At 34.5% G+C, this 23527-nt stretch carries 21 protein-coding genes and 1 pseudogene; 6 read left to right on the plus strand and 16 right to left on the minus strand.

What is annotated here, in order from left to right; translation table 11 throughout:
* Nucleotides 1-80 precede the first annotated feature (80 nt).
* From cysZ to RHO11_04065, 13 genes are all read right to left on the minus strand, one after another.
* Entirely contained in the window at nt 81-845 is a 765-nt protein-coding gene (gene cysZ, locus RHO11_04005) for a sulfate transporter CysZ (protein ID WVD62299.1), read from the minus strand.
* Nucleotides 838-2850 (minus strand): GNAT family N-acetyltransferase, encoded by a 2013-nt coding sequence (locus tag RHO11_04010; GenBank protein ID WVD62300.1) that lies wholly within the window; start codon nt 2848-2850, stop codon nt 838-840. The genes cysZ and RHO11_04010 overlap by 8 nt, the downstream gene beginning before the upstream one ends.
* A gap of 9 nt (nt 2851-2859) precedes the next feature.
* Complete coding sequence (locus RHO11_04015) at nt 2860-3315, minus strand: DUF441 domain-containing protein (protein WVD62301.1); 456 nt, start codon at nt 3313-3315, stop codon at nt 2860-2862.
* Nucleotides 3316-3442: 127 nt separating this feature from the next.
* On the minus strand, nt 3443-4153 hold the full coding sequence (locus tag RHO11_04020) for a phosphoribosylaminoimidazolesuccinocarboxamide synthase (GenBank protein WVD62302.1): 711 nt from the start codon (nt 4151-4153) through the stop codon (nt 3443-3445).
* A 62-nt stretch (nt 4154-4215) separates the two neighbouring features.
* On the minus strand, nt 4216-4842 hold the full coding sequence (gene bamC, locus RHO11_04025; protein WVD62303.1) for an outer membrane protein assembly factor BamC: 627 nt from the start codon (nt 4840-4842) through the stop codon (nt 4216-4218).
* Nucleotides 4843-4877: 35 nt separating this feature from the next.
* Nucleotides 4878-5756 carry a 4-hydroxy-tetrahydrodipicolinate synthase gene (gene dapA, locus RHO11_04030; protein ID WVD62304.1) on the minus strand — a complete coding sequence of 293 codons (879 nt, stop codon included), beginning with the start codon at nt 5754-5756 and terminating at the stop codon, nt 4878-4880.
* A 265-nt stretch (nt 5757-6021) separates the two neighbouring features.
* The gene (gene grxB / locus RHO11_04035; GenBank protein ID WVD62305.1) at nt 6022-6672 is read right to left on the minus strand and encodes a glutaredoxin 2; all 651 of its coding nucleotides are present in this window, start codon (nt 6670-6672) and stop codon (nt 6022-6024) included.
* A gap of 22 nt (nt 6673-6694) precedes the next feature.
* Nucleotides 6695-7327: a Pr6Pr family membrane protein gene (locus RHO11_04040; protein WVD62306.1), complete on the minus strand. Its 633-nt coding sequence runs from the start codon at nt 7325-7327 to the stop codon at nt 6695-6697.
* A 56-nt stretch (nt 7328-7383) separates the two neighbouring features.
* Nucleotides 7384-8436 (minus strand): AbrB family transcriptional regulator, encoded by a 1053-nt coding sequence (locus RHO11_04045; GenBank protein WVD62307.1) that lies wholly within the window; start codon nt 8434-8436, stop codon nt 7384-7386.
* A 4-nt stretch (nt 8437-8440) separates the two neighbouring features.
* Nucleotides 8441-8989, minus strand: coding sequence for a tyrosine-protein phosphatase (locus tag RHO11_04050; GenBank protein WVD62308.1), 549 nt, complete (start codon nt 8987-8989; stop codon nt 8441-8443).
* A 231-nt stretch (nt 8990-9220) separates the two neighbouring features.
* Nucleotides 9221-10432, minus strand: a complete 1212-nt coding sequence (locus RHO11_04055) for a sugar transporter (GenBank protein ID WVD62309.1) — start codon at nt 10430-10432, stop codon at nt 9221-9223.
* A 114-nt stretch (nt 10433-10546) separates the two neighbouring features.
* Nucleotides 10547-11059 carry a thiol peroxidase gene (gene tpx, locus RHO11_04060; protein WVD62310.1) on the minus strand — a complete coding sequence of 171 codons (513 nt, stop codon included), beginning with the start codon at nt 11057-11059 and terminating at the stop codon, nt 10547-10549.
* Nucleotides 11060-11228: 169 nt separating this feature from the next.
* A complete protein-coding gene (locus RHO11_04065) occupies nt 11229-12464 on the minus strand; it encodes an MFS transporter (protein WVD62311.1) in 1236 nt (411 codons plus the stop codon).
* A 384-nt stretch (nt 12465-12848) separates the two neighbouring features.
* Between RHO11_04065 and pyk the strand changes: the two genes are divergently transcribed.
* The gene (gene pyk, locus RHO11_04070) at nt 12849-14273 is read left to right on the plus strand and encodes a pyruvate kinase (protein ID WVD62312.1); all 1425 of its coding nucleotides are present in this window, start codon (nt 12849-12851) and stop codon (nt 14271-14273) included.
* A 44-nt stretch (nt 14274-14317) separates the two neighbouring features.
* Here pyk and RHO11_04075 read toward each other — a convergent pair whose 3' ends face one another.
* Nucleotides 14318-15424, minus strand: coding sequence for a cupin domain-containing protein (locus tag RHO11_04075; GenBank protein WVD62313.1), 1107 nt, complete (start codon nt 15422-15424; stop codon nt 14318-14320).
* Between the two features lie 224 nt (nt 15425-15648).
* On the opposite strand from RHO11_04075, the gene RHO11_04080 reads away from it, so the two are divergent.
* The 3 genes from RHO11_04080 (at nt 15649) to fucO (ending at nt 18889) form a co-directional block, all read left to right on the plus strand.
* Entirely contained in the window at nt 15649-16404 is a 756-nt protein-coding gene (locus RHO11_04080; protein WVD62314.1) for an IclR family transcriptional regulator, read from the plus strand.
* 375 nt (nt 16405-16779) lie between these two features.
* Entirely contained in the window at nt 16780-17682 is a 903-nt protein-coding gene (locus RHO11_04085) for a dihydrodipicolinate synthase family protein (GenBank protein ID WVD62315.1), read from the plus strand.
* A gap of 55 nt (nt 17683-17737) precedes the next feature.
* Nucleotides 17738-18889 carry a lactaldehyde reductase gene (fucO, locus tag RHO11_04090; protein WVD62316.1) on the plus strand — a complete coding sequence of 384 codons (1152 nt, stop codon included), beginning with the start codon at nt 17738-17740 and terminating at the stop codon, nt 18887-18889.
* Nucleotides 18890-18983: 94 nt separating this feature from the next.
* On the opposite strand, the gene clpA is transcribed toward fucO, so the two are convergent.
* Both clpA and clpS read right to left on the minus strand, forming a co-directional pair.
* Nucleotides 18984-21218 carry an ATP-dependent Clp protease ATP-binding subunit ClpA gene (gene clpA, locus RHO11_04095; GenBank protein WVD62317.1) on the minus strand — a complete coding sequence of 745 codons (2235 nt, stop codon included), beginning with the start codon at nt 21216-21218 and terminating at the stop codon, nt 18984-18986.
* Nucleotides 21215-21511: pseudogene (clpS, locus tag RHO11_04100) on the minus strand (ATP-dependent Clp protease adapter ClpS). The gene clpA and the pseudogene clpS overlap by 4 nt, the downstream one beginning before the upstream one ends.
* Nucleotides 21512-21613: 102 nt before the next feature.
* On the opposite strand from clpS, the gene RHO11_04105 reads away from it, so the two are divergent.
* Nucleotides 21614-22555 (plus strand): VirK/YbjX family protein, encoded by a 942-nt coding sequence (locus RHO11_04105; protein WVD62318.1) that lies wholly within the window; start codon nt 21614-21616, stop codon nt 22553-22555.
* 22 nt (nt 22556-22577) lie between these two features.
* On the plus strand, nt 22578-23486 hold the full coding sequence (locus RHO11_04110; GenBank protein ID WVD62319.1) for a lysine exporter LysO family protein: 909 nt from the start codon (nt 22578-22580) through the stop codon (nt 23484-23486).
* Nucleotides 23487-23527: the final 41 nt, after the last annotated feature.

The following is a 23527-nucleotide window of genomic DNA, read 5'->3' on the forward strand; positions in this document are numbered from 1 at the left end:
TATCTTCTCTTTAATATAAAAAACTCGCTTAATGGCGAGTTTTTTATTTTTCAAGTAAGGTAAATACAAATACATTCAAATTATCTAAAGAAATCAATCTCTTTTTCAGTAGAGTAAATTTGATTACGATAACGATCGACCCACATTGCCGTAGAACCACATACCGCAATTGGCATAATAATCAAATTTAAAATAGGGATCATCGTAAATATACTAATTAAAGCACCAAAACAGGTATTATCAACCTTATCTTGTTGTAACAATTGACGCATCTGATAGAAGCTCACTTTATGATTATCAAACGCATAATCAGCATACTGAATATTAATCATCCATGCCGTAAAAATAAACCATAATATCGGTGTAACAAACTGACCGAATATTGGTATAAAATAGGTCAATAAAAGAGGAATACACCAGACGATATAATAAACTAACTTTTGTAATTCACGTTTCATGATTCGCGGAATATCTTTCAAAAAACTCCATATAGAATCATCGGGTGCTGGTGAATTGGTTAAATGAGCTTCCACTTGTTCTGCAAGTAAGCCATTAAATGGTGCTGCAATAATGTTAGTAATCGTACTAAAAAAGTAACAGAAAAAAATAACAAAAGTCGCAATAACTACAATAGTGATCACATAACTCAACCACTGTAACCAGCTTGGCATATAATCAAGACCTAAATCGACAGCTGATGAGATCATGCCAAAAAACCAATAAAAGAGTAAAGACATGATAATAATATTGGCAAGCATCGGCATAATGACATAATGTCTTATAGATGGTTGTTGTATTAATGACAATCCTTGCAAAAAATATTGAAAACTTGTTTTTTTATTCATTAATCAATCCCTGCATTTTTATAAACTGATAAATTTCTTGTCGTAGTAGTTTTAATAATTGACTTTTACCTGATAATCCCAAGTTGCTAACTGTAGCTTGCTCATCAAACTGTTTTGTTACTAACATTGTGAGAATGGGTACCTGTTCTAATCTTTGTCCCGAATTGTTTAACCAATCAAATAGACGATATAATACAGCAAAACTCGCCGTGTAAGCATACGAAGTTGTAGCAAATAAGAGTAACTGTAACTTATCATCACTATTTAACGTCTGTTCAGTAGAGATATTAATCGGTAAATCAATATCAATAAGCTGCTGTAGCCAATACCAATTACGCGTTAACTTATTACGCATAGTGTTACAAAAGTGGCTCCCAGCAGGGCTAAGTGGATATATTACCATCACCGCATAACTACCACTACTTGCCTCTTTATGCGTACCAACATGGACAGCATGGAAACCACATTGCATCCAAAATTGATATACTTCAGCTGAATATGCAAAACTGGCTGAAACAAAGTCACACCGATCGACTTTGGCTTGTTCGATTAAATAAGCAAGTAAAGAACGAGCAATTCCCTGTCGTCTTAATGTTTGACAAACTGCAATTCGATTCACTCTTATCGAGCGTAATTGAGCAGCCTGAGGCTCTCCGGCATGAGCAACTAAGGACTGTGCAACAAGATTACCTTTTGGACGGCGATAGCCTTTTAATATTTGTAAAGCAAGTTCTTCTGTTAATCCACCCTCTTTTATCGCAACTAAAACGCCAGCAATATGTTGTTCACTAAATTCTGCACTATAGAGTGATAAGTTATGAGCATCGAGTAAGCGGCGTAAATCAATTAACGTAGTACGATAATGTGCTGATTTTAATAAACCAAAAAAGGCACTTAATTTCATTGGCGATAGAACTAAGTCACTCTGTTGTAAAAACTTAATATCTGGTTGTTGTACCATCACTTTTTTATCTATTTTAGGTAAACCAGATACAATAAGACTATCAACAAAATATTCAACAGGATCATCAGGCAGCCAGCGTATTGGAGTATGTAGCTGAAAACAGGCAAAATCCGTTGATTGGTACTGATTGAGCAGTTTTAATAATAATCCTTGTCCAGTTCCCTCATAACCATCAGTTGTACTGGTTAACAATACATGCTTAAAACCATTGATAAGAGCCACAACCATAGGTAACGGTATCATCGCAGCCTCATCAATAATAAGCCAATCAGGTTTAGCGATCGGTGCATTTAATTGACTAATTAACTCATCCGGTGCAAAAAAGAGCGTATCTGTTGTAGCAAATTGTGTAAATGTCATCAGTGCATTTTTATTAGGTGCAGTGACCCAGCAATGATGATAATGAGTAAAATACCCTGCTAACGTTGATTTTCCACGACCTCGTTTAGCTGTTACCATAATAATTCTAGTATCAAGTTTGCTAATTTGCGTGAGTAAAGATTGTTGTTCTTGATAGCTGTATAGCGTCTCTTGATTATCGACTAAAATCGTATTTTGAGAGAGTTGATTAAACAAAAAATAATCATGTTGTTGTTTTTCAAGCACTAACTGATAAAAATAATCAGCATATTGCTGTGCTTGTTGTACAAGAACGTGATGTAAGTGAGTAATAAAATTAGGTACTAAAATCGCCTCTGGTAACTCACTCCAGCGTAAGCTATCCTGATCATACCAGTGATTAAAACTGTTCGGTAAAATTATAATAAGTAAACTTTCAGCAACCAATGTGCCTGCTAATATCGCTAACGCATCTAAATTAAATGCCAATCTGGCATCAAAAATGGCATGTTTAAATTCTCTACCCAATAATGATTTGGTCTGCTTATCAAGATAGTATTGCTCAGTTGATGAACCTAACACTTTGTGCTCAGAAATAACGATCCAATCACCACGAGCCTGCTGACTTAAGTACGTAAGTTGCTTAGTGATTGCTTCATCATCTCCTTGCAAAATGATTAGCTTACGCGATAACTGACTCATTACAGATCATTAACCCTTGCCAAGAACCAACGATAATATACCGCCAGCAATCAATGGACCAACAGGAATCCCCTTGAAAAAAGCAACGCCAATTAGTGTACCAATAATCAATCCATTAATAATCGAAGGATTAGCTGCCATTAGTGAGACGCCGCGAGTCCCCAGCCAAGAGACTAAAATACCAACAGCAATAGCTAAAATAGACTGCCAAGTTGTAAAAGATTTTAAAATATCTTTAAATGCTAATGAACCATCGGCTAATGGAACCATCATTGCTGCAGTAAGTATCACGATCCCAACAGTTAACCCATAATGGTTTAAAATAGGAAAATAAGTCGCCAGCGGTGTTAGTTTAAAGATTAATAACAATAGTATTGCAAATGTTACTGTATTGTTATGTGTTAGATAACAAATAGCAGCAAGAACGAGTAAAATAAAAAAAGTTACATCAAATTGAGCAATCATATTAATTTATCTCCTTATTTTATTATGGGGAATAACACAGTTATAACCCATAAATATAAGGTTATTTAATAATTTAGGCGCCAATTGGCGCCTAAAAGAGTGTCGATATATAGAGCGAATAGTCGTATTATAAAGGAACACCAATACGATGAGCAACCTCTTCATAGGCCTCAATCACACCACCGAGTCCTTGTCGAAATCTATCTTTGTCCATTTTTTTCAGTGTCTCTTTTTCCCAAAGTCGACAACCATCTGGAGAAAATTCATCACCTAAAACAATTTCTCCCTTAAATAGACCAAACTCTAATTTATAATCAACAAGAATTAAACCAGCCTGATCAAATATCTGAGTTAAAATAGTATTAATTTTAAAACTCAGTTCTTTCATTTTATCTAATTGTTGCTCGGTAGCCCAACCGAATGATTTACAATGATATTCATTTACCATTGGATCATGTAGAGCATCATTTTTTAGGAATAGTTCAAAGGTCGGCGGATTAAGAATAAAGCCCTCTTCAACACCTAATCTTCTCACTAATGAGCCTGCTGCACGATTACGGACAACACACTCAACAGGAATCATGGTCAGCTTTTTAACTAATACTTCATTATCTGATAAAAGTTTCTCTACTTGGGTAGGAATTCCCGCAGCTTTTAATTGCGTCATAATAAAGTAGTTAAACTTATTATTTATCATCCCTTTTCTATCAAGTTGTTCAATGCGTTGACCATCAAATGCAGAAGTATCATTTCTAAATTCAAGAATTAATAAATCTGGATTTTCAGTAGTGTAAACAGTTTTTGCTTTTCCACGGTATAACTCAGCACACTTTTTCATGTTTAGATCCATATTAATAAAATCACAATAATAATAATTAAGGAGCATTAAAGCTCCCTATTCTAATTACCTGCTTGACTTTGAGAAGGTGAAACCGCCTTCATCAACATATTAAAAAACTCTACCGTATAATACTGACGTTCAATCGGGCTAGAAACATCGGCTCCCATTCGTTTTAATGAAGCCAACTCAACTGTAATATATTCTCGATCACCACTAATCTTACGCTGTAAAAGATAGCTTGCTTCGACAGGTTGTTCTTCATTAATACGATTAACTAAGCGAATATCTGTTTTAATCGTTGAACTATCTTCACTTTTTATTGCGATATTATTATTGCGTAAAATAGTTGGGATTTGCGACCAAAAACCGACATAATTAGGGACATCTAATTGAATGAGACCTGATTGATAAACAGCATAACTATCTGCAATTGTTGGCAACGCAAGAGATGGTGGTCGAATATCGATATCTTTACCGATATTACCATCTGCGGCAGCTTTAAACACATAATATTGATTCGATGCTGTTGGTACTGAAACAGATTCCGGCACGATCAATGGTTTTAACTCAGGTGATTTTAAATAGTTTTGATTACCATCAACTTCACGCTGAGAACTTAAGTCTGAACTACAACCCGTCATTAATAATGAGAATAATGACACAATAATTAAACTTTGTTTAAACATAATTTTCTTTCTATCTTAAGTGGCGTAGAGCCATTTTATAATAATTTTGCCAATTTTAACGCTTTTTCTACTTCAGGAATAGAAGAATTTGTCAGCGGTGTCATTGGTAATCGCATTGTTGAGTTTTGAATCAAACCAATTTTTTCACATGCCCATTTAACTGGGATTGGGTTTGGTTCAATAAATAATTTGTTATGTAATAAATCTAACGTATCATTAATTTTACGAGCTTCTTTAATACGTTTCGCTGTAATTAGTTGACAAATACGCGCCATCTCACGAGCAGCTACATTAGCAGATACAGAGATAATACCATCACCACCAAGTAACATAAATTCAAAGAAGGTAACATCATCACCACTTAATAACTTAAAGTCATCACCGACCAATTTTCGTGTTTTATAAACACGAGCTAAGTCAGACGTCGCATCTTTTAATGCAACAATGTTACTAATTTTAGCTAATTTTGCGACGGTTTCAGGTTTTAAATCACAACCTGTTCGACCTGGTACATTATAAAGGATTTGTGGTAAGGAAGTATTTTCGGCAATCACTTTAAAATGTTGGTATAAACCTTCTTGAGTTGGTTTGTTATAGTAAGGGGTTACGGTTAAGCACCCTACTACACCTAATTTTTCGACTTGTTTAGTGAGTAAAATAGCTTCTGCTGTTGCATTAGCACCAGTTCCAGCAATAACATTAATTCGACCAGCAGCATATTCAACAGTCTGCTTGATAACATCAATATGTTCTTTATGATCTAAGGTAGCGGACTCACCAGTTGTACCAACAGAAACAATCGCAGATGTTCCACTGGCAATATGATATTCAACTAATTTTTTTAAGCTTACTCGGTCTACATTTCCTTTAACATCCATAGGCGTAACGAGCGCTACTATACTACCTGTAAACATAAAATAACCTCTACTCATTCGTTATAGTTAGAATTAAAATAAATATGTTGTCCAGTATGCGGGATTTCATATTTAAATTCAACTTAACACACGCTCTTTATTGGCAAAATAACTAAATATAAAAATATTTTTAATTTTATTACTTTTATTTATTTTCAACAAAAATAAAGAGCATTCGCAAATATAAATCGATAACCATATACCGCGATGATAAAAGAGTTAAGTGAGTCAATATTTCACTCACCAACTCTTATCTAAAAACCTGTTAGATTGCACGTTCAAAATAAAGATTGATATTACTTTGTTTAGCCATTGATTCAATATAGGCTTGCACTTTTGCAGGGAACCGTAACGATTTTACACAAGTCAAATTACGTAAAATAGGGAATAAACAAATATCATCAATCGACAATGTACCATTACAAGCATCTGCTGAAACTAATAACTCATCTAAACGTGCTAACAACGGTTCAACTTGTTTAACCACCTGCTCAGTTTTTGTTAAACATTCATTAAATGGACCTGATTTAGGTTTTTTCTTATTTTCAAAATATTCTCTGGCACTTTGTGTACTAAACTCAGGTAATCCGATTTTTACATATCGCGGATACACCAAAGTATAATCAACCTGCTGAATATCATCTAAAAAAGTTGCAATTGCTGCGGATTTAGGTCCATTCAAAACTGGTGCCCCACCGCAATGTTGATCAACATAATCAACGATATCTAAACTTTCAGGCATATAGCTACCATCTTCTTTTTGTAAAATTGGTACCATTTTTTGCCCAATCATCTTGATCGGAGTTGCTTCATCATCATTTGCTAATATGATTAATTCAAAAGGAATTTTTTTTAGCCCTAAAATCATTCGAGTTCTAACACAATAGGGACAATGATCGTAAACAAATAATTTCATATGTTTCTCCTAAAAATAGATTTTATTTGATTATTCTAAGCCTAATTATTGCAATAATCTTCAAAAATCCGACTAAAACAAAAAATAACATAGCAATCAAGCCAGCTGCGATTAATGCTTTTTCATAGCCAATTTTACTGACATTAATAAATGGATAAGGATATTGCCCTGTGATATGTCCTCTCACAAAAATATAGATTGCATAAAGCAGAAATGAACAAAATGAGTAAAGAACAATCTTTAGTGTTATTCGAGCAAAAGGTCCATAAATAAGCCATGTTAATAAGCCTAAAATAGGGATCACAACATGTAAACTTTCATTCGCGAGTTGTAATAAGAGTGTTGGAGGTCGATGAACACCTCGCAACAAAATATTATAAATAATAATCGTAATGAGTACCCCAACTAAACCATTTAAGCGAATAACACTAAAAAAAGTACTTGAACAAGTCGGTTTAATAGCTAAAGTTAAACAACTTGCCGCTAACATAAGATTAGTTAATACGGTAAAAAAGCTATAATAAAAAATAAGGCGACCCATTGAGGTAGATGGTTGCCATGGTCGAAGCTGATAAAACCAATAAGTATGGGTTTCAATCCCGACAACAAGTAGGACCAAAAGAACGATCAATATATTTAAGCTACGATTTATCATATTTAATTCATCTTTTTCAATATGTTGAATAAAAAAATATCTAACAGCACTTTCAACTAATGAAAACGAGTTGAAAGATAACGGGCAATAATCGGACCAAAAACTAACACACTAAATAGCCGTAAAATTTGCAAAGGCAAAATTATTGATAAATTAGATTGCGTATCTAATGCGATAACCACTGAAGTTTCTAAACCACCAGGGCTTGTTGCTAAAAAACAGGTCAAATAGTCAAGACCTAAATAATAATGTAATAAAATTGCTTGCCCATAGCAAAAAATCAACATCATAAAAATTGATAATAAAATAATCGGCAATAATCTAACGGCCAATTTTATAACTGCAATATTAAAACGTAATCCCACTGATAATCCAATAGAACCAAAGCAAAGTAATAACAACCATAAAGGTGTTTCTAACTGAACAATACCATTAATCTGCAGTACAGTACCTATAACCATTGATAGCAAAATTCGCCCAGATGGGAATCGAATAATTTTCGCGATAGCTACCCCAATAATTGCAATCAATATAGTATAGAGAAGATTAATTTTTGAGGTTGCAAACCAAACAGCATTGTTTCCATTATTTGTCATCGTCTCTTGAGCAAAAAAGTGTGAAAATACAGCTAACATGAGTATAACAAATATCACTCGTAAGTATTGTATTAACGCAACTAATCTAGGATCCGCACCGTAATCACCACAAATACCAACCATTGCAGAAGCGCCACCAGGCATAATGCCCCAAATCGCGGTTGAACCAGGCAAATTTGAAAAACGGACAATAAAGAGTCCAATAGCAATACTAATAATAATAGTCGATATCGTAATAACCAGAGCTAATTGCCAATAAGATACCAAATCCATCAATACACTAGCGGTAATTGCCTTTGCCGTTAAACAGCCTAAAATACCTTGTGACAAATTAAATAGAGATTTTGGAATATAGATATCAAAACGGTTTAATCCAACGATAATACCCGCTAACATAGGACCAAGTAAGAATGAAGCTGGAACTTGGCTTAAATATAATACCAAGGTAATGATAAAACCCAGTATGATAACAATCATCCATTGGTATTTAGCGGAAATTTTTTTTATCATCATATAATTACAATACTTGAGCCTTAATATAATCAATATCAACATTGTCTAAATATTGAACGATATTCGGATAATAATTATAGTGATGACCATACTCAGGTTGCATCAATTCATCAATTGCGGCCTGCTTTGACCAATTTTGAAAGACTAAACGATACATTGCAATCGTAACACCAGTGCGATCACTACCATGCCAACAGTGAATAAGAACTGGTTTTGTTGATTTTTTGATTAGTTTAAGAACTGAGATCATCTTCTCATCGGTAATATTACCGGCATTTATTCTTACCCAATAAGAGGTTAAATTTGTTCCATCAACCTCGTCACGATCGCTATGCATTGCTCGTAAATTAATAATCGATTTAATACCCTGCTGCTCTAATTGAGCCATTTGATCTTTTGATGGCTGACCAGAGCGATATACATCATCAGAAACTTGATAAAAATTATTTAGCCGCAATGATGGCTCACTCGATTTTGGCGTACAACCAGAAATCATAGCAACGCCAAAGCCCATCAATAATAAACATAAGTAGGATTTTAATTGAATTATCATAATAGCATATTTTATTAATTGTATTTAAACCCAAATACTTTTTGTATCTATTATAACGCTAATTGATCAACAGTGCTAAAAAACCCCTTTAAGTAAAGTGTAATAATCTCTTTACTGTTATCAACTAAAAAACAGACACTCTTTAAGCAACCTTTGCACTGCAATTACACACAAAAAAGAAAAAATAAGTGATAATAAAACCTCAATGATTATTCATTGTTTCCCTATTCCTTATCTTGGCCCAACATTTTGTTGGGCATTTTTTTGTCCAACTAACCAGATATGACGAGAAAATAACATAAATAATATCAACGCAACAGTCACAAATCCTGAACCGATGTAACCAATATCCCCAATAGATAAGTGTAATAAAACTTGGCTACCGACTAATGCCCCACCACCAATACCAATATTATAGATACCCGAATATACCGACATCGCAATATCGGTCCCATCAGGGGCGACTTCAAGTAATTTATTTTGCATTAACATACCAAATACAGTAATAGCAATGCCCCATACTAAACATAATAGGATTGAACTTGCAAAATGTAGAGCTACTACATAAAGTAAAACGAGACACACAATTAAAAGCACTAAAGTATAAATAAATAGTGAGATAGGATATTTATCACCATAAGCAGCAAAAATAATGCTACCAATAATCCCCGACAATCCAATACATAATAGTAATAACACAACAAAATCATCATCAAATCCACCTATTTGGTGCATAAATGGAGTAATGTAAGTGTAAGCAGTAAAATGTCCAGTAACGATAATAGCCGTGAGAATATAGATATGGACTAATGTTGGTCTTTTCAGTAATGCCGGTAAGCTATGTAAAGATTGCACATTATTACTTGGTAATTCAGGAAGTAAATAAACTAAAGCGAGCATAATAATAAATGCAACGGCCGCAATACATAGAAACGTAATTCGCCAACCCACTAATTGACCGATCAATGTGCCAATAGGCACGCCTAATACGATTGCCATTGAAGAACCAGCCACAATAAAGCCCATAGCTTTCGCTTTTTTACCGTTAGGTACAAGCCTGACCGCTAAGGGGGTTGTAATCGCCCAAAATATGGCATGAGAACATGCAATCCCAATTCGTCCAACCATTAGACTAATAAAATTCCAAGCAAAACCAGCTAATATATGGCTAATGATGAATAGTAAAAAAAGGCAAATAAGTAATTTTTTGCGCTCAAATTTTGCTGTGAGTATAGTCAATGGTAAAGATAATAAAGAAACAGCCCAAGCATAACTCGTAATTAATAAGCCTGTTTTTGCCTCACTCATATTAAAGCTAGCTGCAATATTGGGTAATAACCCAACAGGGACAAATTCAGTGGTATTAAAAATAAACGCAGCAAATGCTAAGCATAAAATAGCCGGCCAAGCTCGTGTACGATGAATAACAGGAAATAAATGCATGATATGAAATAAGAATGGCTAAATGAATGGTAATTATAATTTGATATAAATTAAACAGCAATAGTATTCTTCTACTCATTCTTAATGAAGAATAGAAGAATAATAATTAAGCGATTATTTACATGCCTGTGCAGCAGCTAAAGCTTTTGCATAATCAGGTTCATTGGTCACTTCTTTAACGTATTCAACATATACCACTTTATCATGCTGATCGATAACAAACACAGCCCGAGATAGTAAACGTAATTCTTCAATTACAACGCCATATTTTAAACCAAAGTCTAAATCTTTATGATCCGATGTTACTTTCACTGCATCAATACCTTCAGCAGCACAGTAACGACTCAAAGCAAAAGGTAAATCAGCACTTACTGAAAAAATTACCACATCTTTCAGTTTAGCTGCTTCTACATTAAAACGGTGTACTTGTGCATTACACACTGAAGTATCAACAGAGGGTACAGCATTAATAATTTTTACTTTACCTTTAAAATCAGATAACTTAACTTGGGTAAGGTTCATATCTAACACCATAAAATCAGGTGCTACATCACCAACTTTGATCACATTACCAAGTAAAGTAACTGGGTTACCTTTCATTGTTACTTCATTAGTTCGTTTTTGCATAATAGATACCTCTTTGAAAGAAATAAGAAACCACTGCTAATATGCAGGTAAATAGGTGAAAAAGCAACATCTCAATAATCTATTACAGGTATTGTTATTATTGATGAGTTAAGAAGGTAGGCAAGGTTTGTTCTCACCTGTTACCAGATGAGAACAGCGTAGTAAAAAGTTATTGTAAAGCTTTACCTTTTGTTTCTGGTATTAAAAATACAAAAGCAAAAGCAGATAATAAATAAGCGGCTGATAATAGTGCTAATGCATAACTAATTGAGTATTGTGTTGCTAAATAACCAATTAATATCTGAGCTAACCCAGCAATACCACGCCCAACGTTAAAAATAATATTCTCAGCACTAGAACGCGCATCAGTTGGATAATGTTCAGCAAGTAAAGCACCATATCCGCCCATCATGCCATTAACAAAGAATCCGATTGCCGCCCCGAAAATAATCAGTATGGTCATATCTTTTTGATGGAAATAGATCCATATTGATAACGCAGAGACTAATAAAAAGATAATATAAGATGGACGACGACCTAATTTGTCACATAACCAGCCAAATACAATAATACCCAGTGACATACCTAAAGTAGTTGAAATAGCCCAAAATGTTGTGTTTTTGAATGGTAATTTTAGTTCAGTAGCGATCATGGTCGGCATCCACACCATTAATCCGTAAAAACCAAAGTTTTGTACTGCACAAGCGATAGTTAAACCAATTGTTGTTAATGTTGTCCGAGGTGTTTCAAATAATTTACCGACTGAAATTTTATTTTTATTATTATCTTTTAAGTTTTGCCAAATTTCTGGTTCAGCAAGTCCCTTACGTGTCCATGCTACAAATATAGCGGGTAACACACCTACCGCAAATACCGCTCGCCATCCCCATGCATCACCAATATAATTTACAGTTAATGTTGCCAGAATGATCCCGCCCTGAAATCCTAACGCGACGATAGATGTTGCTCTTGAACGTTTATGCTTTGGCCAAGACTCTGAAACTAATGTCATCCCAATACCGAACTCACCACCTAATCCTAAACCGCTTAAAAACCGAAATAGTGCAAAAGTTTCATAATTTGGTGCAATAGCACAAAGACCAGTAAACACAGAAAATATCAAAATCGTCCATGAAAATACTCTTACCCGTCCATATTTATCAGCAAGAATACCAAAAATAATTCCACCTAAAACAGCACCTAATAAGGTAATTGTATTGAGAACACCCGCTTCAGTACCCGTTAAATTAAATGATGTCATAATCATTGATAAACAGAAACCTAACAACATGATATCCATGCCATCTAACGCGTAACCAACTGTTGAAGCAAATAACGTTTTCTTTTGATAAGGTGTAGCTTTGTCGCTTCCATTGCGACTAGGAATTTCAGACACTGTTTTCATTGTTACCTCAAATCATGTTCTTAATATTCAAATTATCTGTTTTAAAAAAATATTGGGTATTCTCTACTATCTTGCTAGATAAAGCAAAATATATGCCATTAAACAGAATAATACAAAATCAAATCTAATAAAAAAGAGTAATATCATTAAATTGAAAACTAACTTATTGAAATAAAATCATTAAATTAAATTTAGTAAAATAAAGATCTTAAAAGAGAAAATGTTATTTATTAAATGAATAACATTTTTTATATTAACCATAATAAAATTAGGTTTATGATTAAAATTTATGAGACGATAATACGATAAATCAATTTAGTCAGCTTTTTGGTAACAGTTAGTCTATTTTATAAGATGCAATTAATTATTAACACTGAGGATACTATGAAAAAAACCAAAATTGTTTGTACAATGGGTCCATCAACAACCCAGCCTGAAGTGATTGAATCTTTAATTTTAAATGGCATGAATGTCGCTCGATTTAATTTCTCCCATGGTGATCAGCAAAGTCACCAAAAGCATATGCGTTTAGTCAGACAAATCGCAGATAAATTAGACGTGCAAATTGCGATTATGTTAGATACCAAAGGTCCTGAAATGCGTTTAGGAAAATTCAAAACAGGTAAAGTTATCTTAAAAAAAGATAATCAATTTACGTTAACAGGTCGAGAGGTTGAAGGTGATGAAACGATTGTATCGATTAATCATAAACCACTATCCAAAGAGGTAAATATTGGTGATAGTATTTTATTATCAGACGGACTCGTTAGATTAACCGTAAAAAAAATAGATGGTCTTGATATTATAACAACAATCGAAAATACCGGTGAAATGAGTAATAATAAACGAGTAGCGGTTCCGGGCGCTAATTTAAGCTTACCTTTTTTATCAGATAAAGATATTTCTGATATCTTATTTGGTATTGATGAAGATATTGATTTTATTGCAGCTTCGTTTGTTCAACGGGCAGAAGATGTCAAATCGATCAAAACATTACTTGAACAACATAATTCATCTGTACAAATTATTGCTAAAATTGAAAATGCCGAAGGTGTTAAAAATATGGTAGAGATACTCAATTTAGCCGATGGTTTTATGGTCGCCCGAGGTGATCTGGGTGTTGAAATTCCAGCTGAACGAGTACCACTACTACAAAAACAAATGATCAAACTATGTAATCAAGCAGGTAAACCTGTTATTACTGCAACACAGATGCTAGAAAGTATGACAGTTAATCCAAGACCAACAAGAGCTGAAGCGAGTGATGTCGCAAATGCTATTTTAGATGGTAGTGATGCTATTATGCTTAGTGGTGAAACAGCATCAGGCTCTTACCCAATTGAAGCGGTACAAACAATGACAACAATTGCAAAATGTATCGAACCAACGCTAGATACAGAACTGAGCCTATCACGATACGGTTTTCATAAAACATTTACGACTAACGCTATTTGTCACGCTTCAGTACAAGTTAGTCATGAACTTAGTGCCAAAGGAATTATCACCATAACAGAGAGTGGCACAACAGCACAAATGATATCAAAATATCGCCCAATGGCGCCGATATTTGCCGTTTCTCCTTATGTAAAAACATTACGTAAATTGCAGCTAGTTTGGGGCGTGATTCCGATTAAAGGTAAAGAGAAAGCAAAAAATACCGAACTCATGATCCGCGATGCAATAAATCAATGTGTGAATAGCAAATACTTAACAAAAGGTGATCAAATTATCATTACAGCAGGTGTTCCACTAGGTAAAGTCGGTACAACCAATATGATTTTTGTTAATACAGTCGGTATTAATAATTAATACAAACGCATTTCAATGGGCAACTTGCCCCATTGATTTTTCATTTACTCAAAGTACCAATAACCTTTATTAATGAATTTTAATAATCCTTGTAATAAAGTGTCATCTTGTAGATCATCTAACGTCAATTGCTCTTTTTGACACAATAGATCAATATATTTTTCTGGTAACTCAAGCTTTTCGCCATGAATATAACCTTGATTACCTAATTTAAAGATACGAATGCTTGGTACACGATATAACGCGCCTTCGCTCGCGACCTCCTCAACCAGTTCATCAAATGAATAAGGTGGATCTAATGGAATAATATTTAATTCATGCATTGGTTGACTTGTTTGCTTACCAAACCAATCAATAAACAGCTCATTATTATGAATTAATGCACACATTTGTGATTTTAGCATTTCAATCTCATAAGAGTGTATTTGATATGGTTTGTCGGAAAGCTGCATACTCGGATCCTGATAAAAAATCCCCTTAGGAACGTTATCTAAGATATAATCGGCAAAACCACTTAACATCTCTTGTGATGTTGGCGTTCTAAAACCAACCGAATAGCTTAATGATTCAGTTAAACTCACACCATTATGAGGATAGCCAATTGGAATATAGAGAATATCACCGGGATTAAGTTCTTCATCAATAATTGGCTCATAAGCTTCGACATGTAATAAGGCAGGATGAGCACTAAATTGATGATAATTAGGATTACGATCACCAACTTTCCAGCGGCGTTTTCCCATACCTTGCGTAATAAATACATCATAGTTATCAATATGTGGACCGACACCACCCTGAGGCGTAGCATAAGAGATCATTAAGTCTTCAAACTGCCAATGTGGTAATACTCGAAATGGCTCAACTAAAGTTGCCGCTTCAAGGTGCCAATGATCCACGGCTTGAACTAATAAACTCCAATTACTTTCGCCTAATTCATCAAACTCTTCAAATGGACCATACTTTGCATCCCACTTTCCGTCTTTATTCGTGACAATACGGCTTTCTATTTCACTTTCAACCGCTAATCCCGCTAATTCATCAGGCGAGATCGGGTCAATAAAATTAGGGAATGCTTGGCGTAATACTACGGGTTTTTTTTGCCAATAATTGGTGAGGAAGTCATCCCAATTAATATTTAATCGATTTTTCATAATGATCCCTTATACTAAAAATAATTAGATGCATTTTGAACAATAATTAAAATGTGTCAATATTATTCCGCGCTATTGTTTATTTAAATTGTGATAAGTCGTTATTAGCTATCATAGTGCTGTTTCAAATCAGGAAATACCACTGAAGCAAATATATCCGAAAATAACAAAATCATTTATACTAATTATAATGATTAATATTTAACTTTAAGCCATAAACATCAATGAATGTAATATCAACCCAAGCTCCAGCAATTGACAAAGCAACGCGTATATTTCACTTTATTGCTGACAATGGCGGATCAACTTATACCCAAATATATCAAGGATTATCCTTACCTCAAAGCTCCACTTCAGCACTGTTGGCAAGTCTTGTTGCCAACGGTCTATTAAGACAGAATGAAGGGAAATATTTTTTGGGATTAGTATTTTACGAATTCGGTAATAAATCGGTTGCCCAATTTAATATTCGAGATTTAGCTATTGAACCATTAACACAATTACGGGATAAAACTAATCTGACTTGCCATTTAGGAATTTTAGACGGCAATTCGGCTATTTATTTAGTTAAAGTTGACAGCCCGAATGCCATCACGATTAAAAGCTGGTTAGGTAAACGATTATCCCTACATTGTTCGGGTTTAGGTAAAGTATTACTCGCTTGGCTACCGGAAGAGCAAGTTGATATTTTGTTACCTGATGAGGATTTACCCGCACATACTAATACAACGATTACAACACGTACGGCCTTTAAAACGCAGCTTGCAAAGGTTCGCCAAAATGGTTGGGCATTTGATGACGGTGAAGATTATGAAGGAATCACCTGTATTGCTGTACCCGTTTTTGATCGAAATGGTCGGGTGATTGCCGCAATTAGTGCTTCTGGTGTCACCTTTCAAATGCCCAAAGATAAAATCGATCTATTAGCAAGCTATGTTATTGAAGCTGCTAATCAGCTTTCGGCTAAAATGAAATTTTAAATCATCTGCTTCAGTTATTTCGTTATAAAATTGCTGTAGATATGCATTCTAGTATAAAAATATAATTTATCTAAATTGGCATTACCTATGTAATGCCTATATTCTTATCAGCTAATAAACACTCAATGCCTTAACTAACATCCACCTAATTACTTTGATAAAAAGCCTAATGTTATATCAATTTTTCTGATAATACTTGTAAATAGATCTATCACTCAAATTTAAGCAGATTAAAGAATAACGATTATAATTTTGATGTATTTCACAATAATAAAAGATTGTTATCACAAATGCGTAAAATTGGTTGCTTTTTAACTATTACATTATTATATTGATATCAAACTCAATATACTGGTGTAAAAATAAGGAATTACTATGACTGTCAAAAATTATCAAAAAGCAAAATTTCATGGCGCGATTTGTCCTTCTATCATTCCATTTTCAGCTAATGGAAAAATTGATCTCAACGGTTTAGAAAAACACCTGAAAAGACTCACTGACTCTGGTATTAATGGTATCCTTTTAAACGGTACTATCGGTGAATTTGTTACTTTAAGTATTGAAGAACGCTTAATGTTGATTAAAGAAGCAAAAAAAATGACCGATTTACCGGTTATTGCTCATGTATCAACAACTGTAATTGATGATATGCTTAGATTAGCAGATGCTGCATTTGACAATAATTATGATGCAGTTATGGCATTGCCACACTACTATTATGCTCAAACTCCCAACCAACTTTTTGAATACTACCAGTTTTTAGACTCTAAATTTGCTGGTGATTGGTTAATTTATAATTTTCCAGCACGCACTGGTTGTGATGTAGATGCCACGTTAGTGACTAAACTGATCAAAGCATGTCCTAAATTCATTGGTATCAAAGATACCGTAGACTGTGCATCTCACACTCGTTCAATTGTTAGAGCTGCATCCCCACTCAAAGAGCAGTTTTCAGTACTAGCCGGCTTTGATGAATATTTAGTCCCTAATTTAATGAATGGTGGTGCTGGCGTATTATCAGGTCTTAATAACGTTGTGCCTGAACTTTTTGCCCAAATTATGCAAGCTTATACCAAAGATGATCTGAGTACAGTTACTGAATTATATAAAGAGATTGGTATACTTTCCGGTATTTATGCTATCGGAGATGATTTTGTAACCACAATTAAAACAACCGTTTCACGTAAGTTTGGTTATATGGAACCAATTTCCCGTAACTTCGGTGGAAAATTGAATACAGAGCAATTAGCCGCCTTAGATAAACTTTTCGGACTGTAATGATAAAGAATATTTGAACTTGTAATTGTAATTAAAATAGGTAAAGGAGTTTTAAATGGCTTATCGTATGATCTTAAATGAGACATCATACTTCGGTGCAGGCTCGATCAGCAACGTCGTCGATGAGGTTAAAAAACGCGGTTTTAAAAAAGCATTAGTTGTCACAGATAAAGATTTAATTAAATTTAAGGTTGCAACTAAAGTTACCGATTTACTTGATAAAGCGGGCTTACCTTATCAAATATTTGATGAAGTTATGCCTAATCCAACTATCGGTATTGTACAAAAAGGTGTCAGTGTATTTAAACAATCTGGTGCGGACTATTTAATCGCAATCGGTGGTGGTTCTCCACAAGATACGGCAAAAGCAATTGGAATTATTATTAATAATCCTGAATATGCCGATGTCCGTAGCCTCGAAGGTGTTGCCCCAACTAAAAAAGCCGCAGTACCTACTATTGCAATCCCAACCACTGCTGGAACAGCTGCTGAAGTCACTATCAATTATGTTATTACCGATGAAGAGAAAAAACGTAAATTTGTTTGCGTCGATCCTCATGACATTCCGGCCGTCGCTATTATCGATTCAGAAATGATGAATAGTATGCCAAAAAGCTTAAAAGCAGCAACGGGAGTTGATGCATTAACTCATGCAATAGAGGGTTATATTACTAAAGGTGCTTGGGAACTATCAGATATGTTCCACCTTAAAGCAATCGAGGTGATTGGTCGTTCACTTCGTGATTCAGTGAATGGTGTCGCTAAAGGTGGCGAAGACATGGCACTTGGTCAATATATTGCGGGAATGGGTTTTTCAAATGTAGGATTAGGCTTAGTACATGGTATGGCACACCCATTAGGGGCCTTTTATGGTACACCACATGGCGTAGCAAATGCGGTTCTACTACCACACATCATGAGCTATAACGCTGAGTTTACAGCAGATAAATACCGAGATATAGCTAAAGCAATCGGTGTAAAAGGAACTGAAATGATGAGTATTGATACTGCTCGTAAAGCAGCTATTGATGCTGTAACACAGTTAAATAAAGATGTTGGAATTCCTGCTACATTAAAAGAGATTGGTGTCAAATTAGAAGATATTCCAGCTTTAGCGCAAGCTGCTTTTGATGATGTATGTACAGGTGGAAACCCACGTGATACAAATGTCAGCGAGATCGCTGCACTTTATAAGGCTATTTACTAAATCTCATCAAATAGAACTGCGGTAAAACAAAACAGCGCTAATCAAAAAGAGATAGCGCTGTTTTTATTTGAGTAGTAATTAAGCTTAATACACTTTATGAGGTTAATGAAGACTTACCTTGATAGATGAAGTTAAGTTTATCATTTTTCAACGTCACTTTAATTCTTCCACCTTGCTGCAATTGACCAAATAGTAACTCTTGAGCAATCGGTTTTTTAAGCTGTTCTTGAATGACACGAGTCATTGGTCTTGCCCCCATTGCCTTATCATAACCTTTCTGTGCTAGCCATATTTTAGCTTCATTCGTAATCGCTATTGTCACCTGTTTAGCGGCTAGTTGTTGGGCAAGTTCGGCAACAAATTTATCAACAATTTTTGACATAATCGACTGGCTTAAATGCTCAAACCAAATAATATTATCTAATCGATTTCGAAACTCAGGGCTAAAAGTATGGTTGATTTCAAATAACGCATCATGACTTTTATCTTGATTTGTAAATCCAATTGAAGATTTAATTGTTTCCTTTACACCTGCATTGGTTGTCATAACTAAAATAATATTACGAAAATCAGCTTTACGTCCGTTAGTATCGGTTAATGTACCATTATCCATAATTTGTAGTAATAAATTATAAATATCTTGGTGAGCTTTCTCTATCTCATCAAGTAATAACACGGCATATGGATGTTTAATTACCTGTTCTGTCAGCAATCCCCCCTGCTCATGTCCAACATAACCAGGAGGAGAACCAATTAGTCGACTCACTGTATGAGGTTCTTTATATTCAGACATATCAAAACGCAATAACTCAACACCAAGTAATTTCGCTAATTGTAACGTGACCTCTGTTTTACCTACACCTGTTGGCCCTGCAAATAAGAATGAACCAATCGGTTTATGCTCACCACCGAGACCAGCTCGATTTAAAGTTATCGCATCACAAAGGACATTAATCGCTTTATCTTGACCAAATACAGCTGATTTTAACTCTGCTGGTAGATTTTGTAATTTACTTTTGTCAGAGCTAGATACTGTACTTTCAGGAATTCGAGCAATTTTGGCGATAATTTTTTCAATATCACTCTCATTAATCGTTTTTTTGCGTTGTTTAATCGGTAAAAGTGTATTTTTAGCGCCAGCTTCATCAATTAAATCGATCGCTTTATCAGGCAAAAAGCGATCAGGTAAATATTTTACCGATAGCTCAACCGCCGATTTTAACGCCTTTGTTGTATAGTGAACTTGATGATACTGTTCATAGTAACTTTTTAGCCCTTGCAAAATTTTAATACTATCAGCGATCGATGGCTCAATAATATCAACTTTTTGAAAACGTCGAGCTAAAGCGTGATCTTTTTCAAAGATTCGACTATATTCTTGGTAGGTTGTAGAACCAAAAACGCGAATTTTTCCTGATGATAACAGTGGTTTGAGTAAATTAGCTGCATCTAGTTTACTTTCACCCGTTGCACCAGCACCAATAATCATATGAATCTCATCAATAAATAAAATACTATTTGATTGCAGTTCAAGTGCCTTCACGAGTTCATTAAAGCGTTTTTCAAAATCCCCCCGATAAGTTGCACCAGCAATCAGCGAGGAAATATCAAACGAATAAATAGTCGCATTAGCTAATACATCAGGAACCTTATTTTGTTCAATTAACCATGCCAAACCTTCAGCAATTGCCGTTTTACCGACACCAGCCTCACCGACTAAAATCGGATTATTTTTACGTCGTCGACATAAAATTTGCATAACTCTTTCAATATCAAGCTGTCGGCCAACTAATGGGTCTAAACGTCCTTGCTGTGCTAATAGATTAAGATTAACGGTATAGCGCGATAATGCGTCGGATTCAGTAGATACATTCTGTTGTTCCTCATCACTTTCATGCATTGGAATTTGGTGAGATAAATAACTTATTAATTTCAACCAATCTAAATTAAAACTATTTAATAAATAAGCCGCGTATGACTCTTCTTCACTAAGAATGGCGACCAATACATCACAAGAGGTCACTTCTTTTTTTTCTGCCGATTGTACTTGCATTACAGCCCGTTCAATCACTCGATGAAATGCAATAGTTGGCTCAGTTAATAGTTCATGTTGATAACAAGGTAAATAGCTGGCATTATCCTCAATATAAAAGGTTAACTCTGTAAATAACTTTTCAACATCAATATCCAGATTAGTTAACACATTAATGACCATTTTATCGTTTAAGAGTGCAAGTAACAGCTGTTCAACAGTAAAATATTCATAACCTAATGATTGCGCCTCGTTAAATCCCTCGCTAATCACTAACTGTAGTTGTTTATTCATCATGATGGTAATTTTTCCATGGTACATTTAAGTGGGAATTGATGCTCCTGTGCATACTGAGTAACTTGAAAAACTTTCGTTTCAGCAATTTCAGCAGAGTACACGCCACAAATTCCTTTTCCCTCTTTATGTACAGCATACATAATTTGTGTGGCTCTATTTTCATCATGACCAAAGAAATGCATTAATACCTCAATGACAAAATCCATAGTAGTATAGTCATCATTATATAAAATCACCTGATATTTAGCAGGTGGTGCCATGCTTTTCACGTTGAATTTTTCAACAACTCGCTCTTTGCTCATATTTAATACTCTACTAATCACACTTTATCGGTTATCATACTCATTTTTACTGCTGATTTATAGCCAAATTAAAATTATTGACACACAAAATAGATGAATAAGATTACTGATATTGTTCCCCCAAAAAATAAAATGGTGCTATTTAAATGGCTATACTCTGGCCAGCTTAAACTGAATCCGCTTTGGCAAAAATGGGGCTACCGTTGTAAATTTGTCTTACGTTCACTGTTTTTAGCACCTCGTACCTTTAATTGGCTTGAGCATCTTGCTAATTATCGATTACTCGGTTATTTTTTGTCTAGACAAACCAATCTGCCTTGTAAGTTACAACGCCCTTATTTATCAACATGTATGAAAAATAAAGAATGTTTACAAGCATTGGTCTACCACTATGATTTTTTATCATCACATAATGATAAAGTAACGCACGCTTTTTATGGTGAAAAGGCCTATTTATTGGCTGAATTGACGGCTAAAAATGACGATATTATTCGCCTATTTATCCAAGCCGAAGATAAATATGCTCGTGAAGGAGAGATTAGTCTTTATGCCTATGATCAAAATAATGTTGATCTTGCTACACTGACTTTTTCAATTATCGAATATCAGGGTAAATCGACACTATTTATTGCAGGGCTACAAGGATCTAACCACCAAGACGCAAGATCAGCAATCCAACAAGCGACTAAAGCATGTTTTGGCCTATTCCCTAAACGTTTAGTTGTCGAAAGTGCACTTATTTTAGCGAATTTTTTCCAACTAGAACAAATTGTTGCTGTAAGTAATACAACTCATATTTATAATAATTGGCGCTACAAAAGTCGATTCAAACAAATACACTCGGATTTTAATGATTTTTGGCAAACAATTGATGGTAAAGAGAATAGTGAAGGATTATTTATTCTGCCAAATAACGTTGCCCGTAAGCCAATTGAAGATATCGTGAGTAAAAAACGTTCAGAGTATCGTAATCGTTATGCACTATTAGATACTCTAATAGAAAAAATCAATAATCAACTCTCAACATTACAATAATATATTTTTAAAAGGTTATTCTATGCTCTTCGGCATTCTAATCGCATTAGTACCTCTGTTTACGGGTTATTTAATAAAATTATCAAACAAATTATGGATTGATAAGATTAATAAGTCGTTGAGCCTTATTGTCTATCTCATTTTGTTTATTATGGGTATTGAGTTAGCTCAACTTGACGATCTACTTACCAATTTAACGACGATTATTTCATCAACCTTGATCTTATTCGTCTGTACTTTTGGTATGAATATGCTTTTCTTACTGGTTATTGATATTTTTTTACCATGGCGTAATAGTAATCAAAATAGTGAACCCGTCACATCTCGTTTTAAAATGATCTTAGAATCGTTACGAATCTGCTTTGCTCTAATTCTTGGATTTATATGTGGTTTGATTCCTTTATCGTTCTGGCAATACAATGGATTAGCTACTAAAATTATTTTAGTTATTCTATTAGTCCTTGTCGGTATTCAACTGCGCAGCAACAACATAACGGTTAAACAAATTTTAATTAATAAAGTGGGTATGATGACTACCACTATTGTGATATTAAGCGCCCTGTTAGGTGGTTTGATTGCATCATATATATTAGATTTATCAGTGAATACAGCGCTTGCTATGTCATCTGGTTTCGGTTGGTATTCGTTATCAGGGATATTGATGACTGAAGCTCAGGGAGCCGTTATTGGCAGTATCACATTTTTAAATGATATTATGCGAGAACTTACTGCAATTATTTTAATTCCTAGCTTAATTAAACGTTTTAAATTCACTGCACTTGGTGTGTGCGGTGCGACATCAATGGATTTTACGCTGCCTATGTTGCAAAAAGGCGGTGGTATGATGATAGTCCCACCCGCGATTGTACAAGGATTTTTATTAACGCTCGTTATGCCTATCCTAATGACGTTACTAAACTATTATTTTTAATATAACTTTAGTCTAGTTTTGATGGACTATTAATAAATGGC

This window comes from Orbaceae bacterium BiB, from assembly GCA_036251205.1.
Taxonomy (GTDB): domain Bacteria; phylum Pseudomonadota; class Gammaproteobacteria; order Enterobacterales; family Orbaceae; genus Orbus; species Orbus mooreae.

Coding starts and splice junctions, on each gene's coding strand:
- cysZ (WVD62299.1), bottom strand. CDS start 845: ATGAATAAAAAAACAAGTTTTCAATATTTTTTGCAAGGATTGTCATTA.
- RHO11_04010 (WVD62300.1), bottom strand. CDS start 2,850: ATGAGTCAGTTATCGCGTAAGCTAATCATTTTGCAAGGAGATGATGAA.
- RHO11_04015 (WVD62301.1), bottom strand. CDS start 3,315: ATGATTGCTCAATTTGATGTAACTTTTTTTATTTTACTCGTTCTTGCT.
- RHO11_04020 (WVD62302.1), bottom strand. CDS start 4,153: ATGAAAAAGTGTGCTGAGTTATACCGTGGAAAAGCAAAAACTGTTTAC.
- bamC (WVD62303.1), bottom strand. CDS start 4,842: ATGTTTAAACAAAGTTTAATTATTGTGTCATTATTCTCATTATTAATG.
- dapA (WVD62304.1), bottom strand. CDS start 5,756: ATGTTTACAGGTAGTATAGTAGCGCTCGTTACGCCTATGGATGTTAAA.
- grxB (WVD62305.1), bottom strand. CDS start 6,672: ATGAAATTATTTGTTTACGATCATTGTCCCTATTGTGTTAGAACTCGA.
- RHO11_04040 (WVD62306.1), bottom strand. CDS start 7,327: ATGATAAATCGTAGCTTAAATATATTGATCGTTCTTTTGGTCCTACTT.
- RHO11_04045 (WVD62307.1), bottom strand. CDS start 8,436: ATGATGATAAAAAAAATTTCCGCTAAATACCAATGGATGATTGTTATC.
- RHO11_04050 (WVD62308.1), bottom strand. CDS start 8,989: ATGATAATTCAATTAAAATCCTACTTATGTTTATTATTGATGGGCTTT.
- RHO11_04055 (WVD62309.1), bottom strand. CDS start 10,432: ATGCATTTATTTCCTGTTATTCATCGTACACGAGCTTGGCCGGCTATT.
- tpx (WVD62310.1), bottom strand. CDS start 11,059: ATGCAAAAACGAACTAATGAAGTAACAATGAAAGGTAACCCAGTTACT.
- RHO11_04065 (WVD62311.1), bottom strand. CDS start 12,464: ATGAAAACAGTGTCTGAAATTCCTAGTCGCAATGGAAGCGACAAAGCT.
- pyk (WVD62312.1), top strand. CDS start 12,849: ATGAAAAAAACCAAAATTGTTTGTACAATGGGTCCATCAACAACCCAG.
- RHO11_04075 (WVD62313.1), bottom strand. CDS start 15,424: ATGAAAAATCGATTAAATATTAATTGGGATGACTTCCTCACCAATTAT.
- RHO11_04080 (WVD62314.1), top strand. CDS start 15,649: ATGAATGTAATATCAACCCAAGCTCCAGCAATTGACAAAGCAACGCGT.
- RHO11_04085 (WVD62315.1), top strand. CDS start 16,780: ATGACTGTCAAAAATTATCAAAAAGCAAAATTTCATGGCGCGATTTGT.
- fucO (WVD62316.1), top strand. CDS start 17,738: ATGGCTTATCGTATGATCTTAAATGAGACATCATACTTCGGTGCAGGC.
- clpA (WVD62317.1), bottom strand. CDS start 21,218: ATGATGAATAAACAACTACAGTTAGTGATTAGCGAGGGATTTAACGAG.
- RHO11_04105 (WVD62318.1), top strand. CDS start 21,614: ATGAATAAGATTACTGATATTGTTCCCCCAAAAAATAAAATGGTGCTA.
- RHO11_04110 (WVD62319.1), top strand. CDS start 22,578: ATGCTCTTCGGCATTCTAATCGCATTAGTACCTCTGTTTACGGGTTAT.